Below are 14,125 nucleotides of genomic sequence, written 5' to 3' on the forward strand. Positions count from 1 at the left end.
GGGCGCGGCTCAGGACGGCTGCCGGAGCCGGGCGCGCAGCTCCCGGGGGGACATCCCGTACTTCTGATTGATGTGTTCGCGCAGGTGCCCGGTCGAGCTGAGTCCGGCAAGGCGAGCGACCTCTCGAATGCTCTTGTCGGACTCGACGAGCAGATGTTCGAATCGTGCCACGCGCACGGCCCGCAGATACTCCGGCGGCGTCACGCCCAGTTCCTTCTGGAACGCACGTGTCAGTGCGGACGATGACAGGCCCGCATGCTCCGCGATCGTTGTCGTCGAGATCGGTTCGGTATGCCGAGCTTCGATGAAGGCCTTCGCGCGGGCAACCTCGCGTCGCAGTCGTACGGGGCGATCGTCGCGTGAGACGCGTACGAAGTTGTCGGCGTCGAAACTGCGGGCGATGAAGGAATCGACGCGGCGTACGACCTTCGCGGCACTCTCCAGTTGGTCCCAGACCGACATCGTGGCTGACCCGGAAGACGCAGCGCGCATGAGGACCTCGAGCAACGACGCGTGATCGGAGGGATGGACGATGCCGCGCCAGTACGGGGGGTTTCGCGTACGGAGGTGCTGCCAGACATCCAGCCTGCCCCCGGCGGTCTGATGCCGCCACTGCAGCAGGTCGACCGCGAGCCGTTCATGGACGAACGCCGCCCAGGTCCGCTGGCCGCGTGGTTGCCGGATCTCGTAGTCGGTTGCAGGGGCCAGCAGAAGAACCTGGTCGCTGTCGAGGGAGACGCGTCCGAATGATCCGAGGAGATCGGTGCTCCCCGTCGACACGACGATGGTGAGGTGCCGCCCGCCGGCGACGCGGTGTGCACGGGGGGAGTCGTATTCGAGCGCGACGAACGGCGCAGTCCGATCCAGCGTGCGTGGGGTCGGGGCATGGCGGCGACTGTCATTCATCTTCCGGGACATTTCTGCGAGGGGACCCGGGAGCAGACGGATGATCGGGGCCGGGCGTGCTGGGGACACCGCCCGGCCCCGATGAGGCGAAGATCGTGCCTCGTGAGAGCGAGAACGCGTTGGGGACCACGTTCTCGCACAGTGGAGAGCCGACGCGAGCGGAGCTGCGTGGCGCGGATGGGGGTGTTCTCACTCCTGGTGAAGCGGGCGGTTCGGGTTGCGGGCCGATAGTTCGGGCGGACATCTGCTACGGATGGGAGTCGACGGGTTCCGATGCGACAAAGATGAGAAGTCTCTCATGTAAGCCGTTCGAGAAGTCTGGCGAGATTGTGCTGCAGATGCAAGCCTCACAGTTGGTCTCGTCAGCTCGCGCCGTGATTGGGACGCTTCGCGCCGCGCTCCGGGCATGCGTGGGCCTGGACGATCCGGCGGTCGAACGCGAGGATGAATGGGCATGCGCTATCCGGGCGCCGGAGGAGGACAACATGGGCGTTGACGACATCGTGAACAAGGGCAAGCAGATGTTCGAGCAGAACCGCGACAAGATCGAAGAGGCTCTGAAGAGCAAGAAGGCGGAAGACGTCAGCGACAAGCTCCTCGCGGGCGCGGCCGACGCGATCAAGAAGGTCGTGCCCGAAGAGCATCACGCCAAGATCGACGAGACGCGCGACAACGTCGACAAGCACATCGGCAACCAGTAGCCCGTTCCCGGGCGCCGGTCCCCGGCGGCTCAGCCATCCCGATGTCCCACTTCGCACCGCTAACGGGGCCGGCTGGCGCGAGAACGGGGTCGCGCCGCGCCGGCATGTCCCACTTACGACCGCTACCCGGCGGCCTTACCGGCACAAAGGGGGACATGGGGCCGACGAAGTGGGACATGGGGTGCGAAGCCGGGGTTCTGGGCAAGCGATCGGTCCACCGTCGGTTGCGACACGCCGTGCGAGGGGATTCTCGACACACCCGAGTTTGCGACACGCCCGGGCGACACGTAGACTAGTCCAGTTCCACATTCCGGCGTGCCGCATGGCGCGCGCAGGATCACTGCCAGGCAGTGCATAGACCGCGCGGAAGCGCAGGACTAGGCCGCGGGCAGCAGAACACCTCCACAGCCCCAACCGCGAAAGCGGGATTCGCACGCGTGCGTGCCGGGGCAGTGATCCGGATGCCTGTCATCCGGTGTGACATCAGAACAGCGGTGCAGCAGAAAGTGCCAGAGGCGCGCAAGCGTCACATGCGTCCAATGCGCCCAGAGAAATCTGGGAACCGTACGACGCGATATAGAGAGTGAGCAGACAATGGCGGGACAAAAGATCCGCATTCGCCTGAAGTCGTATGACCACGAGGTCATCGACACGTCGGCGCGCAAGATCGTCGACACCGTGACCCGTGCGGGCGCGACCGTCGTGGGCCCCGTGCCCCTTCCGACGGAGAAGAACGTGATCCCCGTGATCCGTTCCCCCCACAAGTACAAGGACAGCCGCGAGCACTTCGAGATGCGCACCCACAAGCGTCTGATCGACATCATCGACCCGACGCCCAAGGCCGTCGACTCGCTGATGCGTCTCGACCTGCCGGCCGATGTCAACATCGAGATCAAGCTCTGAGGCTCGACATGGCACAGTCACATTCAGAACAGGTCAACAACAAGATTTCCCAGGGCCTGCTGGGCACCAAGCTCGGCATGACCCAGGTATGGAACGACCAGGGCAAGCTGATCCCCGTCACGGTGATCGAGGTTGCGCCCAACGTCGTCACCCAGATCCGCACGCCCGAGAAGGACGGCTACAAGGCCGTTCAGATCGCCTACGGCCAGATCGACCCGCGCAAGGTGAACAAGCCCCAGACGGCTCACTTCGAGGCTGCGGGCGTCACGCCCCGCCGTCACCTCACCGAGATCCGCACCGCGGATGCCTCTGACTACTCACTCGGTCAGGAGCTCACGGCTGAGGGCACCTTCGAGGCCGGCCAACTCGTCGACGTCGTCGGCACGAGCAAGGGCAAGGGTTTCGCCGGTGTCATGAAGCGTCACAACTTCAAGGGTGTCTCGGCATCGCACGGTTCGCACCGTAACCACCGCAAGCCCGGCTCGATCGGCGCTTCGTCGACCCCGAGCCGTGTCTTCAAGGGCATGCGGATGGCCGGCCGTATGGGTGGCGAGCGTGTGACCGTCATGAACCTCACGGTGCACGCCGTCGACGCCGAGAAGGGTCTGCTGCTCGTCAAGGGCGCCGTTCCCGGTGCGCGCGGCCGCCTCGTTTACGTCCGCAACGCAGTGAAGGGGGCATGAGCCACATGACTGACTCGACTCTCGCGCTCGACGTGCGGGGTACCGACGGCAAGAAGGCTGGTTCCGTGAACCTGCCCGCCGAGGTCTTCGACGTCAAGACGAACATTCCTCTCATCCACCAGGTCGTCGTCGCGCAGCGCGCGGCGGCTCGCCAGGGCACGCACTCGACCAAGCGTCGTGGCGAGGTCTCGGGTGCCGGCCGCAAGCCCTTCAAGCAGAAGGGCACGGGTAACGCCCGTCAAGGCTCGATCCGCGCGCCGCACATGACCGGTGGTGGCATCGTCCACGGGCCGAAGCCGCGCGACTACGCGCAGCGCACGCCCAAGAAGATGATCGCCGCAGCGCTCCGCGGAGCACTCAGCGACCGTGCTCGCGGCAACCGCCTGCACGTCGTCGAGTCGCTCGGCGTCGCCGGTGCCCCGTCGACGAAGGCTGCGGCGACGTACCTCGCCTCGGTCGCGCCGACCAAGAACGTCCTGGTCGTCATCGAGCGTGACGACGAGATCAGCATCAAGAGCATCCGCAACCTCGCGTATGTCCACGTGCTGACGTTCGACCAGCTCAACGCGTACGACGTGCTCGTCTCGGACGACATCGTCTTCACCAAGGCCGCCTTCGATGCGTTCGTCGCATCCAAGTCGGTCTCCACCACGGAGGTCTCGGCATGAGCGCCCTGAACACGGCCCTGAACAAGGACCCGCGCGACGTCATCCTGAAGCCGGTCGTCTCGGAGAAGAGCTATGGGCTCATCGACGAGGGTAAGTACACGTTCCTCGTGGACCCCCGCGCCGACAAGACCGAGATCAAGCTGGCCGTCGAGAAGATCTTCGGCGTGAAGGTCGCTTCGGTCAACACGATCAACCGCGTGGGCAAGGCCCGCCGCACCCGCTTCGGCACCGGCCGCCGCAAGGACACCAAGCGCGCCATCGTCACGCTGCGCTCGGGCACCATCGACATCTTCACGGCAGTCGGCTGACGGTCGGGATAGGGACGAGACACCATGGCAATTCGCAAGTACAAGCCCACGACCCCCGGTCGCCGCGGCTCGTCGGTCTCCGACTTCGCCGAGATCACACGCTCGACGCCGGAGAAGTCGCTGCTGCGTCCGCTCTCCAAGACGGGTGGTCGCAACAACCAGGGCCGCATCACCACGCGCCACATCGGTGGTGGACACAAGCGTCAGTACCGCGTCATCGACTTCCGTCGTCACGACAAGGACGGCATCGACGCGAAGGTCGCTCACATCGAGTACGACCCCAACCGCACGGCGCGCATCGCGCTGCTGCACTACGCGGACGGCGAGAAGCGCTACATCATCGCGCCGAACAAGCTGTCGCAGGGTGACATCGTCGAGTCGGGTTCCGGCGCCGACATCAAGCCCGGCAACAACCTGCCGCTCCGCAACATCCCGACCGGTACGGTCATCCACGCCATCGAGCTCCGCCCCGGCGGCGGCGCGAAGATGGCCCGCTCGGCTGGCGTCTCCGTGCGTCTGGTCGCGAAGGATGGCCCGTACGCCCAGCTGCGTCTGCCCTCGGGCGAGATCCGCAACGTCGACGCGCGCTGCCGCGCGACCATCGGCGAGGTCGGCAACGCCGAGCAGTCGAACATCAACTGGGGCAAGGCCGGTCGCAACCGCTGGAAGGGCATCCGCCCGACCGTCCGTGGTGTCGCCATGAACCCGGTCGACCACCCGCACGGTGGTGGCGAGGGCAAGACGTCCGGTGGACGTCACCCGGTTTCGCCGTGGGGTCAGGCCGAAGGCCGCACCCGGCACGCCAACAAGGAGAGCGACAAGCTCATCGTCCGCCGCCGCACGGCCGGCAAGAAGCGCAAGTAGGTAGGAACAGAAGATGCCACGCAGTCTTAAGAAGGGCCCCTTCGTCGACGAGCACCTGCTTCGCAAGGTTGTCGTCCAGAACGATTCGGGTTCCAAGAACGTCATCAAGACCTGGTCACGCCGGTCGATGATCGTGCCGGCCATGCTCGGCCACACGATTGCCGTCCACGACGGTCGCAAGCACATCCCCGTGTTCGTGACCGAAACCATGGTCGGCCACAAGTTGGGCGAATTCGCCCCGACCCGCACCTTCCGCGGCCATGAGAAGGACGACAAGAAGGGCCGTCGCCGCTAAGGCGGCGACAGAGGAGAGAGAAATGGTGGAGTCCATCGCACGCGTGCGACACATCCGCGTGACCCCTCAGAAGGCTCGTCGTGTCATCGCACTCATCAAGGGAAAGCAGGCCGAAGAGGCCCTCGCAATCCTGAAGTTCGCACCGCAGTCGGCGTCGGAGCCCGTATCGAAGCTCGTCGCCTCGGCGATGGCCAACGCGCGGGTCAAGGCTGACAAGGACGGCGAGTTCCTCGACGACCGCGACCTGTACGTCGCGAACGTCTACGTCGACGAGGGCACGACGCTCAAGCGTTTCCGCCCCCGCGCACAGGGCCGCGCGTTCCAGATCAAGAAGCGCACGAGCCACATCACGGTCGTGCTCGCGACGCCCGTGGCCGCTGACGCCCCGGCGTCCGCCAAGACCAAGAAGGCGAGCAAGTAATGGGACAGAAAGTCAACCCGTACGGCTTCCGCCTCGGGATCACCACGGACCACGTGTCCCGTTGGTTCTCGGACTCGACCAAGGTCGGCCAGCGTTACGCCGACTACGTCGCCGAGGACATCCGGATCCGTAAGCTCCTGCAGGTCTCGCTCGACCGTGCCGGCGTGAGCCGCATTGAAATCGAGCGCACCCGCGACCGCGTCCGCGTCGACATTCACACCGCCCGCCCGGGCATCGTGATCGGTCGTCGTGGTGCCGAAGCAGAGCGCATCCGTACCGATCTCGAAAAGCTCACGGGCAAGCAGATCCAGCTGAACATCCTCGAGGTCAAGAACCCCGAGGCCGACGCTCAGTTGGTCGCCCAGGGAATCGCCGAGCAGCTCACGGGTCGCGTGGCATTCCGCCGCGCGATGCGTAAGGGCCTCCAGGGTGCCCAGCGCGCCGGAGCCAAGGGCGTCCGCATCCAGGTTTCCGGTCGCCTCGGCGGCGCGGAGATGAGCCGTTCGGAGTTCTACCGCGAGGGTCGCGTACCCCTGCACACGCTCCGCGCCAACATCGACTACGGCTTCTACGAGGCCCGGACGACGTTCGGTCGCATCGGCGTGAAGGTCTGGATCTACAAGGGCGACCTCACCAACAAGGAGCTCGCTCGCGAGCAGGCCAATGCCCCCAAGGCGCCCCGTGGCCGCGATGACCGTGGTGGCGACCGTCGCCGTGGTCCGCGCAACGACGCCCCCGTCGCAGAAGGAGCGTCTGCCTGATGCTTATTCCCCGCAAGGTCAAGTACCGCAAGCAGCACCACCCCGGTCGTTCGGGAGCCGCCACCGGTGGCACCGAGGTGTCGTTCGGTGAGTACGGCATCCAGGCCCTCACGCCCGCTTACGTGACGAACCGTCAGATCGAGTCCGCTCGTATCGCGATGACCCGTCACATCAAGCGTGGTGGAAAGGTGTGGATCAACATCTACCCCGACCGTCCGCTCACGAAGAAGCCTGCCGAAACCCGCATGGGTTCCGGTAAGGGTTCGCCGGAGTGGTGGGTTGCCAACGTCAAGCCGGGTCGCGTCCTCTTCGAGGTCGCCGGCGTCAGCGAAGAACTCGCTCGCGAGGCACTGACCCGTGCCATCCACAAGCTGCCCCTGAAGGCACGCATCATCAAGCGCGAGGAAGGCGACGCGTAATGGCTATCGGTACCAAGGAGCTCAGCCCGTCTGAGCTCGACACGATGGAAGACCACCGCCTCGTCGAGGAGCTGCGCAAGGCCAAGGAAGAGCTGTTCAACCTGCGCTTCCAGTCGGCCACGGGCCAGCTCGAGAGCCACGGTCGCATCCGCGCCGTCAAGCGCGACATCGCGCGGCTCTACACCGTGATCCGTGAGCGCGAGCTCGGCATCCGTGCCACGCCCGCTCCCGCGGAGGTCGCGACGAAGGCCAAGAAGACGAAGGCGAAGAAGTCCGAGGATGCCTCGGACACCGCCGAAGGAGGGGCTGAGTAATGGCCACCGAGAAGGCAACTGAGACCAAGGCCGCTGAGGCCAAGGAGACCAAGGCCGCCGCACCGAAGGCAGCTGCAAAGCCTGCCGCCAAGAAGGCGCCCGCCCAGGCTGCCGCACCGAAGGCCGCCAAGGCCGAGGTCGCGGAGCCCCAGGCTGCCGTTCAGGCATCGGGACACGAGTCGTCCGCACACGACGTGCGCGACGCCGCGGCCCGCGGTTACCGCAAGTCGCGTCGTGGCTACGTCACGAGCGACCGCATGGACAAGACGATCGTCGTCGAGGTCGAAGACCGCGTGAAGCACCCGCTTTACGGCAAGGTCATCCGCCGCACGTCGAAGGTCAAGGTGCACGACGAGGCGAACTCGGCCGGAATCGGCGACCTGGTCGTCATCAATGAGACCCGTCCGCTGAGCGCGACCAAGCGCTGGCGCCTGGTGGAGATTCTGGAGAAGGCCAAGTGATTCAGCAGGAATCCCGAGTCAAGGTCGCCGATAACACCGGCGCCAAAGAGCTCCTCACGATCCGCGTGCTCGGTGGCTCGAAGCGCCGCTACGCGGGCCTCGGCGACACCATCGTGGCGACCGTCAAGGACGCCATCCCCGGCGGAAACGTCAAGAAGGGTGATGTCGTCAAGGCGGTCATCGTCCGTACCGTCAAGGAGACCCGTCGTCCCGACGGCTCCTACATCAAGTTCGACGAGAACGCCGCCGTCATCCTGAAGGCAGACGGGGAGCCCCGCGGCACCCGTATCTTCGGACCGGTCGGCCGCGAGCTTCGTGACCGCAAGTTCATGAAGATCGTCTCGCTCGCACCGGAGGTGATCTGATCATGGCCAACATCAAAAAGGGTGATCTCGTACAGGTCATCACAGGCAAGAAGCAAGACAAGGGCGGCGACCGGGGCAAGCAGGGCAAGGTCCTCGAGATCCTGACCGAGCGCAACCGGGTGATCGTGGAGGGCGTGAACTACGTCACCAAGCACTCGCGCGTCGGCCAGACCCAGCGCGGCACCAAGACCGGTGGCACCGAGACCCTCGAAGCCCCCATCCACATCTCCAACGTGGCCCTTGTCGACCCCGAGACGAAGAAGCCGACTCGCGTCGGTCACCGCGTCGAGGAGCAGACGAAGGATGGCGTGAAGCGCACTGTGCGCGTCCGCTACGCGAAGAAGTCAGGTAAGGACCTCTGATGAGCACCAACACAGCCGAGGAGACTGGCACTGTGCCCAACGGTCAGGCCCAGGGCGCCGGCCAGCCCCGCCTGAAGCAGAAGTACCGCGCCGAGATCCAGCAGAAGCTGCAGGAAGAGTTCGGGTACGCCAACGTCAACCAGATCCCCGGTCTGGTCAAGGTTGTCGTGAACACCGGTGTCGGCGAAGCCGCGCGTGACAGCAAGGTGATGGACGGTGCGGTCGACGACCTCACCCGCATCACCGGCCAGAAGCCGCTGGTCACGAAGGCCCGCAAGTCGATTGCCCAGTTCAAGCTGCGCGAGGGTCAGCCCATCGGCGCCCACGTCACGCTGCGTGGCGACCGTGCGTGGGAGTTCATCGACCGTCTGGTGACGCTCGCTCTGCCCCGTATCCGCGACTTCCGCGGCCTGTCGCCCAAGCAGTTCGACGGCAACGGCAACTACACCTTCGGTCTTCAGGAACAGTCCGTGTTCCACGAGATCGACCAGGACCGGATCGATCGCGTGCGTGGTTTCGACATCACCGTCGTCACGACCGCCAAGTCGGATGACGAGGGTCGTGCACTTCTGCGTCACCTCGGCTTCCCGTTCCGCGCCGAGGCGTAAGACTCCACACCGTCGGGCGCTGAGCTTGTCGAAGCGCCCGACACCACCACCACAGGTCGTCTGCCTTGCACAGGCATCCGAAACCTGGTGAACGAAGGAAACAATCACATGACAATGACAGACCCGGTCGCAGATATGCTGACCCGGCTGCGCAACGCGAACTCGGCACACCACGAATCCGTGAGCCTGCCGAGCTCCAAGCTCAAGTCGCACATCGCCGAGATCCTCAAGCGTGAGGGTTACATCGCCGAGTGGGAGATCGAGGACGCCCGCGTGGGCCAGACGCTCACCATGACGCTGAAGTACGGCCCGAACCGCGAGCGCTCCATTGCGGGCATCAAGCGCGTCTCGAAGCCCGGCCTGCGCGTCTACGCGAAGTCGAGCGAGATCCCCACCGTCCTCGGTGGACTCGGCGTCGCCATCCTGTCCACCTCCTCCGGTCTTCTCACCGACCGTCAGGCAGAGCAGAAGGGCGTGGGTGGGGAAGTCCTCGCCTACGTTTGGTGATCCTCGATGTCACGTATTGGAAGACTTCCCATCGACATTCCCTCGGATGTCACTGTCACGGTGACCGGCCGGGACGTTTCGGTCAAGGGACCCAAGGGTGAACTCGGCCTGACGATCGCTCGTCCGATCGAGGTCGTCGTCGACGAGAACCAGGTCGTCGTGTCGCGTCCGGATGATGAGCGCGAATCGCGTTCGCTGCACGGACTCACGCGCACCCTGATCGCCAACAACATCGTCGGCGTCACCACGGGCTACACCAAGGGCCTCGAAGTCGTCGGCACGGGTTACCGCGTCGCGCAGAAGGGTGGCTCGGTCGAGTTCGCTCTCGGCTTCTCGCACCCCGTCCTGGTCGAGCCCCCCGCGGGCATCACGTTCACGGTCGAGGGCAACAACAAGGTCACCGTGAGCGGCATCGACAAGCAGGCCGTCGGCGAAGCCGCGGCCAACATCCGCAAGATTCGCAAGCCCGAGCCCTACAAGGGCAAGGGTGTGCGCTACGCCGGCGAGGTCGTTCGTCGCAAGGCCGGAAAGAGTGGTAAGTAACCATGGCTCTCAAGTCGAAGTCAGACGCTCGTTCGCGTCGCCATGCCCGCCTTCGCAAGAAGGTCGTCGGGACCGAGCTGCGCCCGCGTCTCGTCGTGACCCGCTCCGCACGCCACGTGTTCGTCCAGGTCGTCGATGACGCCAAGGGCCACACCGTCGCGTCCGCATCCACCCTCGAAGCGGACCTGCGTTCGTTCGACGGTGACAAGACCGCCAAGGCGCGCAAGGTCGGCGAACTCGTCGCCGAGCGTGCCAAGGCCGCCGGCATCGAGGATGTCGTGTTCGACCGTGGCGGTAACCGCTACGCCGGCCGCGTCGCTGCGATCGCCGACGGCGCCCGCGAAGGGGGACTGAACCTGTGAGTGAAATCAAGGAGACCGAAGTGGCAGCCACTGCCGAGCAGACCGCGCCTGACGCGACGGCTGCTGCTGAAACCGCTGCCGCAACCGAAGCGCCCGCCGAGCGCGAGCCGCGCCGCGGCGGTCGCGAGCGCAACGCCAACCAGCGTGACCGCGGTTCGCGTGATGCCGACAAGGGCCAGTTCCTGGAGCGCGTCGTCACCATCAACCGTGTCTCGAAGGTCGTGAAGGGTGGTCGTCGCTTCAGCTTCACCGCCCTCGTGATCGTCGGAGACGGGAACGGACTCGTCGGTGTCGGCTACGGCAAGGCCCGCGAGGTGCCCCTGGCCATCTCGAAGGGTGTCGAAGAGGCCAAGCGGAACTTCTTCCGCGTGCCCCGCGTCGACAAGACGATCCCGCACCCCGTGCAGGGTGAGGCAGCAGCAGGCGTCGTCCTGCTCCGCCCCGCCGCCGCCGGTACCGGTGTTATCGCGGGCGGTCCCGTCCGCGCCGTACTCGAGTGCGCGGGCATCCACGATGTCCTGTCGAAGTCGCTCGGCTCGTCGAACACGATCAACATCGTGCACGCGACGGTCGCCGCGCTGAAGCAGCTCGAGGAGCCCCGCGCCGTCGCCGCACGTCGTGGTCTCGACTTCGACCAGGTCGCCCCCGCGCGTCTGGTTCGTGCCGAGGCCGACGCCGCTGCGGCAGCAAAGGCAGGTGCATGATGGCTGCACGACTGAAGGTCACGCAGATCAAGTCCAAGGTGAGCGAAAAGCAGTACCAGCGCGACACGCTGCGTAGCCTCGGCCTCAAGCGGATCGGCGACTCTGTCGTCCGTCCGGATGACGCCCAGAACCGTGGTTATGTCAACACGGTTGCTCACCTCGTGAAGGTTGAGGAGATCGACTAATGGCTGAAAAGGACAACGCGGCCGAGGCCGCCGAAGCCACGGCAGCGCCCAAGAAGGCGGCGCCCAAGAAGGCTGCAGCCCCCCAGGCCGCCGCTGAGAAGAAGGCACCCGCCGCCAAGGCTCCGGCCAAGGCTTCCGCTGCCAAGGACTCGGCTTCGGCCGACGCCCCGAAGGCAGCGGCGACCAAGGCTCCTGCCAAGAAGGCTGCTCCGAAGGACGACACTCCGGCGTCGCGCCCCGGTGTGCTGAAGGTTCACCACCTGCGTCCCGTCCCGGGAGCCAACAAGGCCAAGACCCGCGTCGGTCGCGGTGAGGGCTCGAAGGGCAAGACGGCCGGTCGTGGCACGAAGGGCACCAAGGCCCGCAACACCGTGCGCGTCGGCTTCGAGGGTGGCCAGATGCCGCTGCACATGCGTACGCCGAAGCTGCGCGGGTTCAAGAACCCGTTCCGCGTCGAGTACCAGGTCGTCAACCTCGAGAAGCTCGCCGAGCTGTACCCGGCGGGTGGCGACGTAACCGTCGCCGACCTCGTCGCCAAGGGTGCCGTTCGCAAGAACGAGAAGGTCAAGGTTCTCGGCGATGGCGACATCGGCGTGAAGCTCTCCGTGACGGTCGACAAGGTCTCCGGCTCGGCCGAGCAGAAGATCGTCGCCGCCGGCGGCAGCGTCAAGTAACACGGACGAACTGTTCTCAAACAGGGGGTCGGAGGCATCCTCCGGCCCCCTGTTTCCGTTCTCGGGACATCTCACTCGTTGCCGCCGATCTCGGGTATGGGCTGCTCGTGGCGGCAGCCTGGGCTAACCTAATGTTTGGCCCGCCCGCGGGCATCTCCCTTCCCTTCAGGAGGATCCTTCTTGTTCAGCGCTATCGCGCGCATCTTCCGGACACCCGACCTGCGCCGGAAGATCGCCTTCACCTTGGGCATCATCGTGCTCTATCGTCTCGGTGCCCACGTGCCGACGCCGTTCGTCGACTTCGCGAACGTGCAGTCCTGCATCGGACAGAACGAGGGCATGGAGGGACTCCTCTCTCTTGTCAACCTGTTCTCGGGCGGCGCCCTGCTGCAGCTGTCGATCTTCGCGCTGGGCGTCATGCCCTACATCACGGCGACGATCATCACGCAGCTGCTGCGCGTCGTCATCCCGCACTTCGAGACCCTCTACAAAGAGGGTCAGGCGGGTCAGGCGCGTCTGACGCAGTACACGCGCTACCTGACCATCGCGCTGGCGCTCCTGCAGTCGACGACGCTCGTTACCGTCGCGCGCAGCGGACAGCTCTTCGGCAACACGGGCGTCGCTGCCTGCGACAACGTGCTGACGAACGTCGCGTGGTGGGCGCAGCTGCTCATGATCATCACGATGACGGCCGGTACCGGCCTCATCATGTGGTTCGCCGAGCTCGTCACCGAGCGCGGTGTCGGCAATGGCATGTCGCTCCTGATCTTCACCTCGATCGCCGCGACGTTCCCCGCCGCCATGTGGTCGATCTGGCAGGCCCGAGGCTTCGAGACCTTCCTTCTCGTGCTGGCCGTTGGCATCGTCGTCGTGGCGCTGGTGGTGTTCGTCGAACAATCGCAGCGGCGTGTACCCGTGCAGTACGCGAAGCGGATGGTCGGCCGTCGAACGTACGGCGGAACCAACACGTACATCCCGATCAAGGTCAACATGGCTGGCGTTGTGCCCGTCATCTTCGCCTCGTCGCTGCTCTACATCCCGGCGCTGCTCGCGCAGTTCAACCAGCCGGCAGCGGGCCAAGAACCCGCGGCCTGGGTCGTCTGGATCTCGCAGTACCTGACGACGGGCGATAGCCCGATCTACATGCTGGTGTACTTCCTGCTCATCATCGGATTCACCTACTTCTACGTGGCCATCACGTTCAACCCGGTCGAGGTTGCCGACAACATGAAGCGCTACGGCGGCTTCATCCCCGGCATCCGCGCGGGTCGTCCGACGGCCGAGTACCTGGACTACGTGCTCACGCGCATCACGCTGCCGGGCTCGATCTACCTCGGTCTGATCGCGCTGCTCCCGCTGATCGCGCTGGCTACGGTCGGTGCGAACCAGAACTTCCCGTTCGGCGGAGCATCCATCCTGATCGTCGTCGGCGTCGGCCTCGAGACGGTGAAGCAGATCGACGCGCAGCTGCAGCAGCGTCACTACGAGGGGCTGCTGCGATGACCACCACACGACTCTTGATCGTCGGCCCCCAGGGGTCGGGCAAGGGCACGCAGGGCGTGCGTATCGCCGAGGCCTACGGCATCCCCGTCGTCTCGACCGGCGATGTCTTCCGCGCCAACATCAAGGACGGCACCGAACTCGGGCAGCGGGTGCAGCAGATCGTCGAGCAGGGTCGTCTCGTGCCCGACGAACTGACGAGCGAGATCGTGCGCGATCGTCTGGCGCAGCCGGATGCGGCGACAGGCTTCTTGCTCGATGGTTACCCGCGCAACATCGGCCAGGTCGGGCACCTCGACGACTTCCTCGCGAGCCGTGACGAGTCTCTCGACGCCGTGATCGAGTTGCGCGTGCCCCGAGCCGAGAGCATCGCGCGTCTCGGACTCCGCGCCGCGCAAGAGGGACGCTCGGACGACACCGACGACGTGATCGCTCACCGTCTCGACATCTACGAGAACGAGACGGCACCGATCCTGGACGTCTACGGCGAGCGGGGCATCGTCGACGCGATCGACGGCGTCGGGACGCTCGACGAGATCACCGACCGCATCTTCGCAGCGCTCGAGGCCCGCGGGCTCGTCCGTCGCGGCGCCTGATCGCGCCCCGCGAGG

The 14,125-nt window shown here is 65.6% G+C and carries 23 protein-coding genes and 1 pseudogene; 23 read left to right on the forward strand and 1 reads right to left on the reverse strand.

All coding sequences use genetic code 11. The features are described 5' to 3' along the window. Nucleotides 1-9: 9 nt before the first annotated feature. Nucleotides 10-906, reverse strand: coding sequence for a helix-turn-helix domain-containing protein (locus ACT9TC_RS12155; RefSeq protein WP_458040751.1), 897 nt, complete (start codon nucleotides 904-906; stop codon nucleotides 10-12). A gap of 485 nt (nucleotides 907-1,391) precedes the next feature. Here ACT9TC_RS12155 and ACT9TC_RS12160 point away from each other — a divergent pair, with 485 nt between their 5' ends. The 23 genes and pseudogenes from ACT9TC_RS12160 (at nucleotide 1,392) to ACT9TC_RS12270 (ending at nucleotide 14,110) form a co-directional block, all read left to right on the forward strand. Beyond that, complete coding sequence (locus ACT9TC_RS12160; RefSeq protein ID WP_458040752.1) at nucleotides 1,392-1,607, forward strand: hypothetical protein; 216 nt, start codon at nucleotides 1,392-1,394, stop codon at nucleotides 1,605-1,607. Between the two features lie 594 nt (nucleotides 1,608-2,201). Then, the gene (gene rpsJ, locus ACT9TC_RS12165) at nucleotides 2,202-2,510 is read left to right on the forward strand and encodes a 30S ribosomal protein S10 (protein WP_036299948.1); all 309 of its coding nucleotides are present in this window, start codon (nucleotides 2,202-2,204) and stop codon (nucleotides 2,508-2,510) included. Between the two features lie 8 nt (nucleotides 2,511-2,518). Next, complete coding sequence (rplC, locus tag ACT9TC_RS12170; protein ID WP_458040753.1) at nucleotides 2,519-3,193, forward strand: 50S ribosomal protein L3; 675 nt, start codon at nucleotides 2,519-2,521, stop codon at nucleotides 3,191-3,193. Between the two features lie 5 nt (nucleotides 3,194-3,198). After that, nucleotides 3,199-3,861 carry a 50S ribosomal protein L4 gene (rplD, locus tag ACT9TC_RS12175; protein WP_458040754.1) on the forward strand — a complete coding sequence of 221 codons (663 nt, stop codon included), beginning with the start codon at nucleotides 3,199-3,201 and terminating at the stop codon, nucleotides 3,859-3,861. Continuing rightward, on the forward strand, nucleotides 3,858-4,169 hold the full coding sequence (rplW, locus tag ACT9TC_RS12180) for a 50S ribosomal protein L23 (protein WP_458040755.1): 312 nt from the start codon (nucleotides 3,858-3,860) through the stop codon (nucleotides 4,167-4,169). The genes rplD and rplW overlap by 4 nt, the downstream gene beginning before the upstream one ends. Before the next feature lie 24 nt (nucleotides 4,170-4,193). Further along, on the forward strand, nucleotides 4,194-5,033 hold the full coding sequence (rplB, locus tag ACT9TC_RS12185) for a 50S ribosomal protein L2 (protein WP_036299955.1): 840 nt from the start codon (nucleotides 4,194-4,196) through the stop codon (nucleotides 5,031-5,033). Nucleotides 5,034-5,046: 13 nt separating this feature from the next. Then, on the forward strand, nucleotides 5,047-5,328 hold the full coding sequence (gene rpsS / locus ACT9TC_RS12190; protein WP_100809903.1) for a 30S ribosomal protein S19: 282 nt from the start codon (nucleotides 5,047-5,049) through the stop codon (nucleotides 5,326-5,328). A gap of 22 nt (nucleotides 5,329-5,350) precedes the next feature. Next, nucleotides 5,351-5,749 (forward strand): 50S ribosomal protein L22, encoded by a 399-nt coding sequence (gene rplV / locus ACT9TC_RS12195; protein WP_036299959.1) that lies wholly within the window; start codon nucleotides 5,351-5,353, stop codon nucleotides 5,747-5,749. After that, a complete protein-coding gene (rpsC, locus tag ACT9TC_RS12200) occupies nucleotides 5,749-6,510 on the forward strand; it encodes a 30S ribosomal protein S3 (RefSeq protein ID WP_458040756.1) in 762 nt (253 codons plus the stop codon). Before rplV ends, rpsC begins: the two co-directional genes overlap by 1 nt. After that, on the forward strand, nucleotides 6,510-6,929 hold the full coding sequence (rplP, locus tag ACT9TC_RS12205) for a 50S ribosomal protein L16 (RefSeq protein ID WP_036299964.1): 420 nt from the start codon (nucleotides 6,510-6,512) through the stop codon (nucleotides 6,927-6,929). The genes rpsC and rplP overlap by 1 nt, the downstream gene beginning before the upstream one ends. After that, nucleotides 6,929-7,243, forward strand: coding sequence for a 50S ribosomal protein L29 (rpmC, locus tag ACT9TC_RS12210; protein WP_458040757.1), 315 nt, complete (start codon nucleotides 6,929-6,931; stop codon nucleotides 7,241-7,243). Before rplP ends, rpmC begins: the two co-directional genes overlap by 1 nt. Before the next feature lie 161 nt (nucleotides 7,244-7,404). Further along, nucleotides 7,405-7,704, forward strand: a pseudogene (gene rpsQ / locus ACT9TC_RS12215) (30S ribosomal protein S17); the annotation flags it as partial. After that, entirely contained in the window at nucleotides 7,701-8,069 is a 369-nt protein-coding gene (gene rplN / locus ACT9TC_RS12220) for a 50S ribosomal protein L14 (RefSeq protein ID WP_036299968.1), read from the forward strand. The pseudogene rpsQ and the gene rplN, both read left to right, overlap by 4 nt. Nucleotides 8,070-8,071: 2 nt before the next feature. Further along, nucleotides 8,072-8,431, forward strand: coding sequence for a 50S ribosomal protein L24 (gene rplX, locus ACT9TC_RS12225; RefSeq protein ID WP_458040758.1), 360 nt, complete (start codon nucleotides 8,072-8,074; stop codon nucleotides 8,429-8,431). Next, on the forward strand, nucleotides 8,431-9,039 hold the full coding sequence (rplE, locus tag ACT9TC_RS12230; protein ID WP_458040759.1) for a 50S ribosomal protein L5: 609 nt from the start codon (nucleotides 8,431-8,433) through the stop codon (nucleotides 9,037-9,039). The genes rplX and rplE overlap by 1 nt, the downstream gene beginning before the upstream one ends. Nucleotides 9,040-9,147: 108 nt before the next feature. Continuing rightward, nucleotides 9,148-9,546 (forward strand): 30S ribosomal protein S8, encoded by a 399-nt coding sequence (rpsH, locus tag ACT9TC_RS12235; RefSeq protein ID WP_458040760.1) that lies wholly within the window; start codon nucleotides 9,148-9,150, stop codon nucleotides 9,544-9,546. A 6-nt stretch (nucleotides 9,547-9,552) separates the two neighbouring features. Next, entirely contained in the window at nucleotides 9,553-10,089 is a 537-nt protein-coding gene (gene rplF, locus ACT9TC_RS12240) for a 50S ribosomal protein L6 (protein WP_458040761.1), read from the forward strand. 2 nt (nucleotides 10,090-10,091) lie between these two features. After that, the gene (gene rplR / locus ACT9TC_RS12245) at nucleotides 10,092-10,451 is read left to right on the forward strand and encodes a 50S ribosomal protein L18 (protein ID WP_036299976.1); all 360 of its coding nucleotides are present in this window, start codon (nucleotides 10,092-10,094) and stop codon (nucleotides 10,449-10,451) included. Between the two features lie 20 nt (nucleotides 10,452-10,471). Next, entirely contained in the window at nucleotides 10,472-11,155 is a 684-nt protein-coding gene (rpsE, locus tag ACT9TC_RS12250) for a 30S ribosomal protein S5 (RefSeq protein ID WP_458040762.1), read from the forward strand. Beyond that, the gene (gene rpmD / locus ACT9TC_RS12255; protein ID WP_036299980.1) at nucleotides 11,155-11,340 is read left to right on the forward strand and encodes a 50S ribosomal protein L30; all 186 of its coding nucleotides are present in this window, start codon (nucleotides 11,155-11,157) and stop codon (nucleotides 11,338-11,340) included. Before rpsE ends, rpmD begins: the two co-directional genes overlap by 1 nt. Beyond that, nucleotides 11,340-12,014 carry a 50S ribosomal protein L15 gene (gene rplO, locus ACT9TC_RS12260; protein WP_458040763.1) on the forward strand — a complete coding sequence of 225 codons (675 nt, stop codon included), beginning with the start codon at nucleotides 11,340-11,342 and terminating at the stop codon, nucleotides 12,012-12,014. Before rpmD ends, rplO begins: the two co-directional genes overlap by 1 nt. Nucleotides 12,015-12,194: 180 nt before the next feature. Next, entirely contained in the window at nucleotides 12,195-13,517 is a 1,323-nt protein-coding gene (gene secY, locus ACT9TC_RS12265; RefSeq protein WP_458040764.1) for a preprotein translocase subunit SecY, read from the forward strand. Then, the gene (locus ACT9TC_RS12270) at nucleotides 13,514-14,110 is read left to right on the forward strand and encodes an adenylate kinase (RefSeq protein ID WP_458040765.1); all 597 of its coding nucleotides are present in this window, start codon (nucleotides 13,514-13,516) and stop codon (nucleotides 14,108-14,110) included. The genes secY and ACT9TC_RS12270 overlap by 4 nt, the downstream gene beginning before the upstream one ends. Nucleotides 14,111-14,125: the final 15 nt, after the last annotated feature.

Source organism: Microbacterium sp. HM-570 (assembly GCF_054165885.1).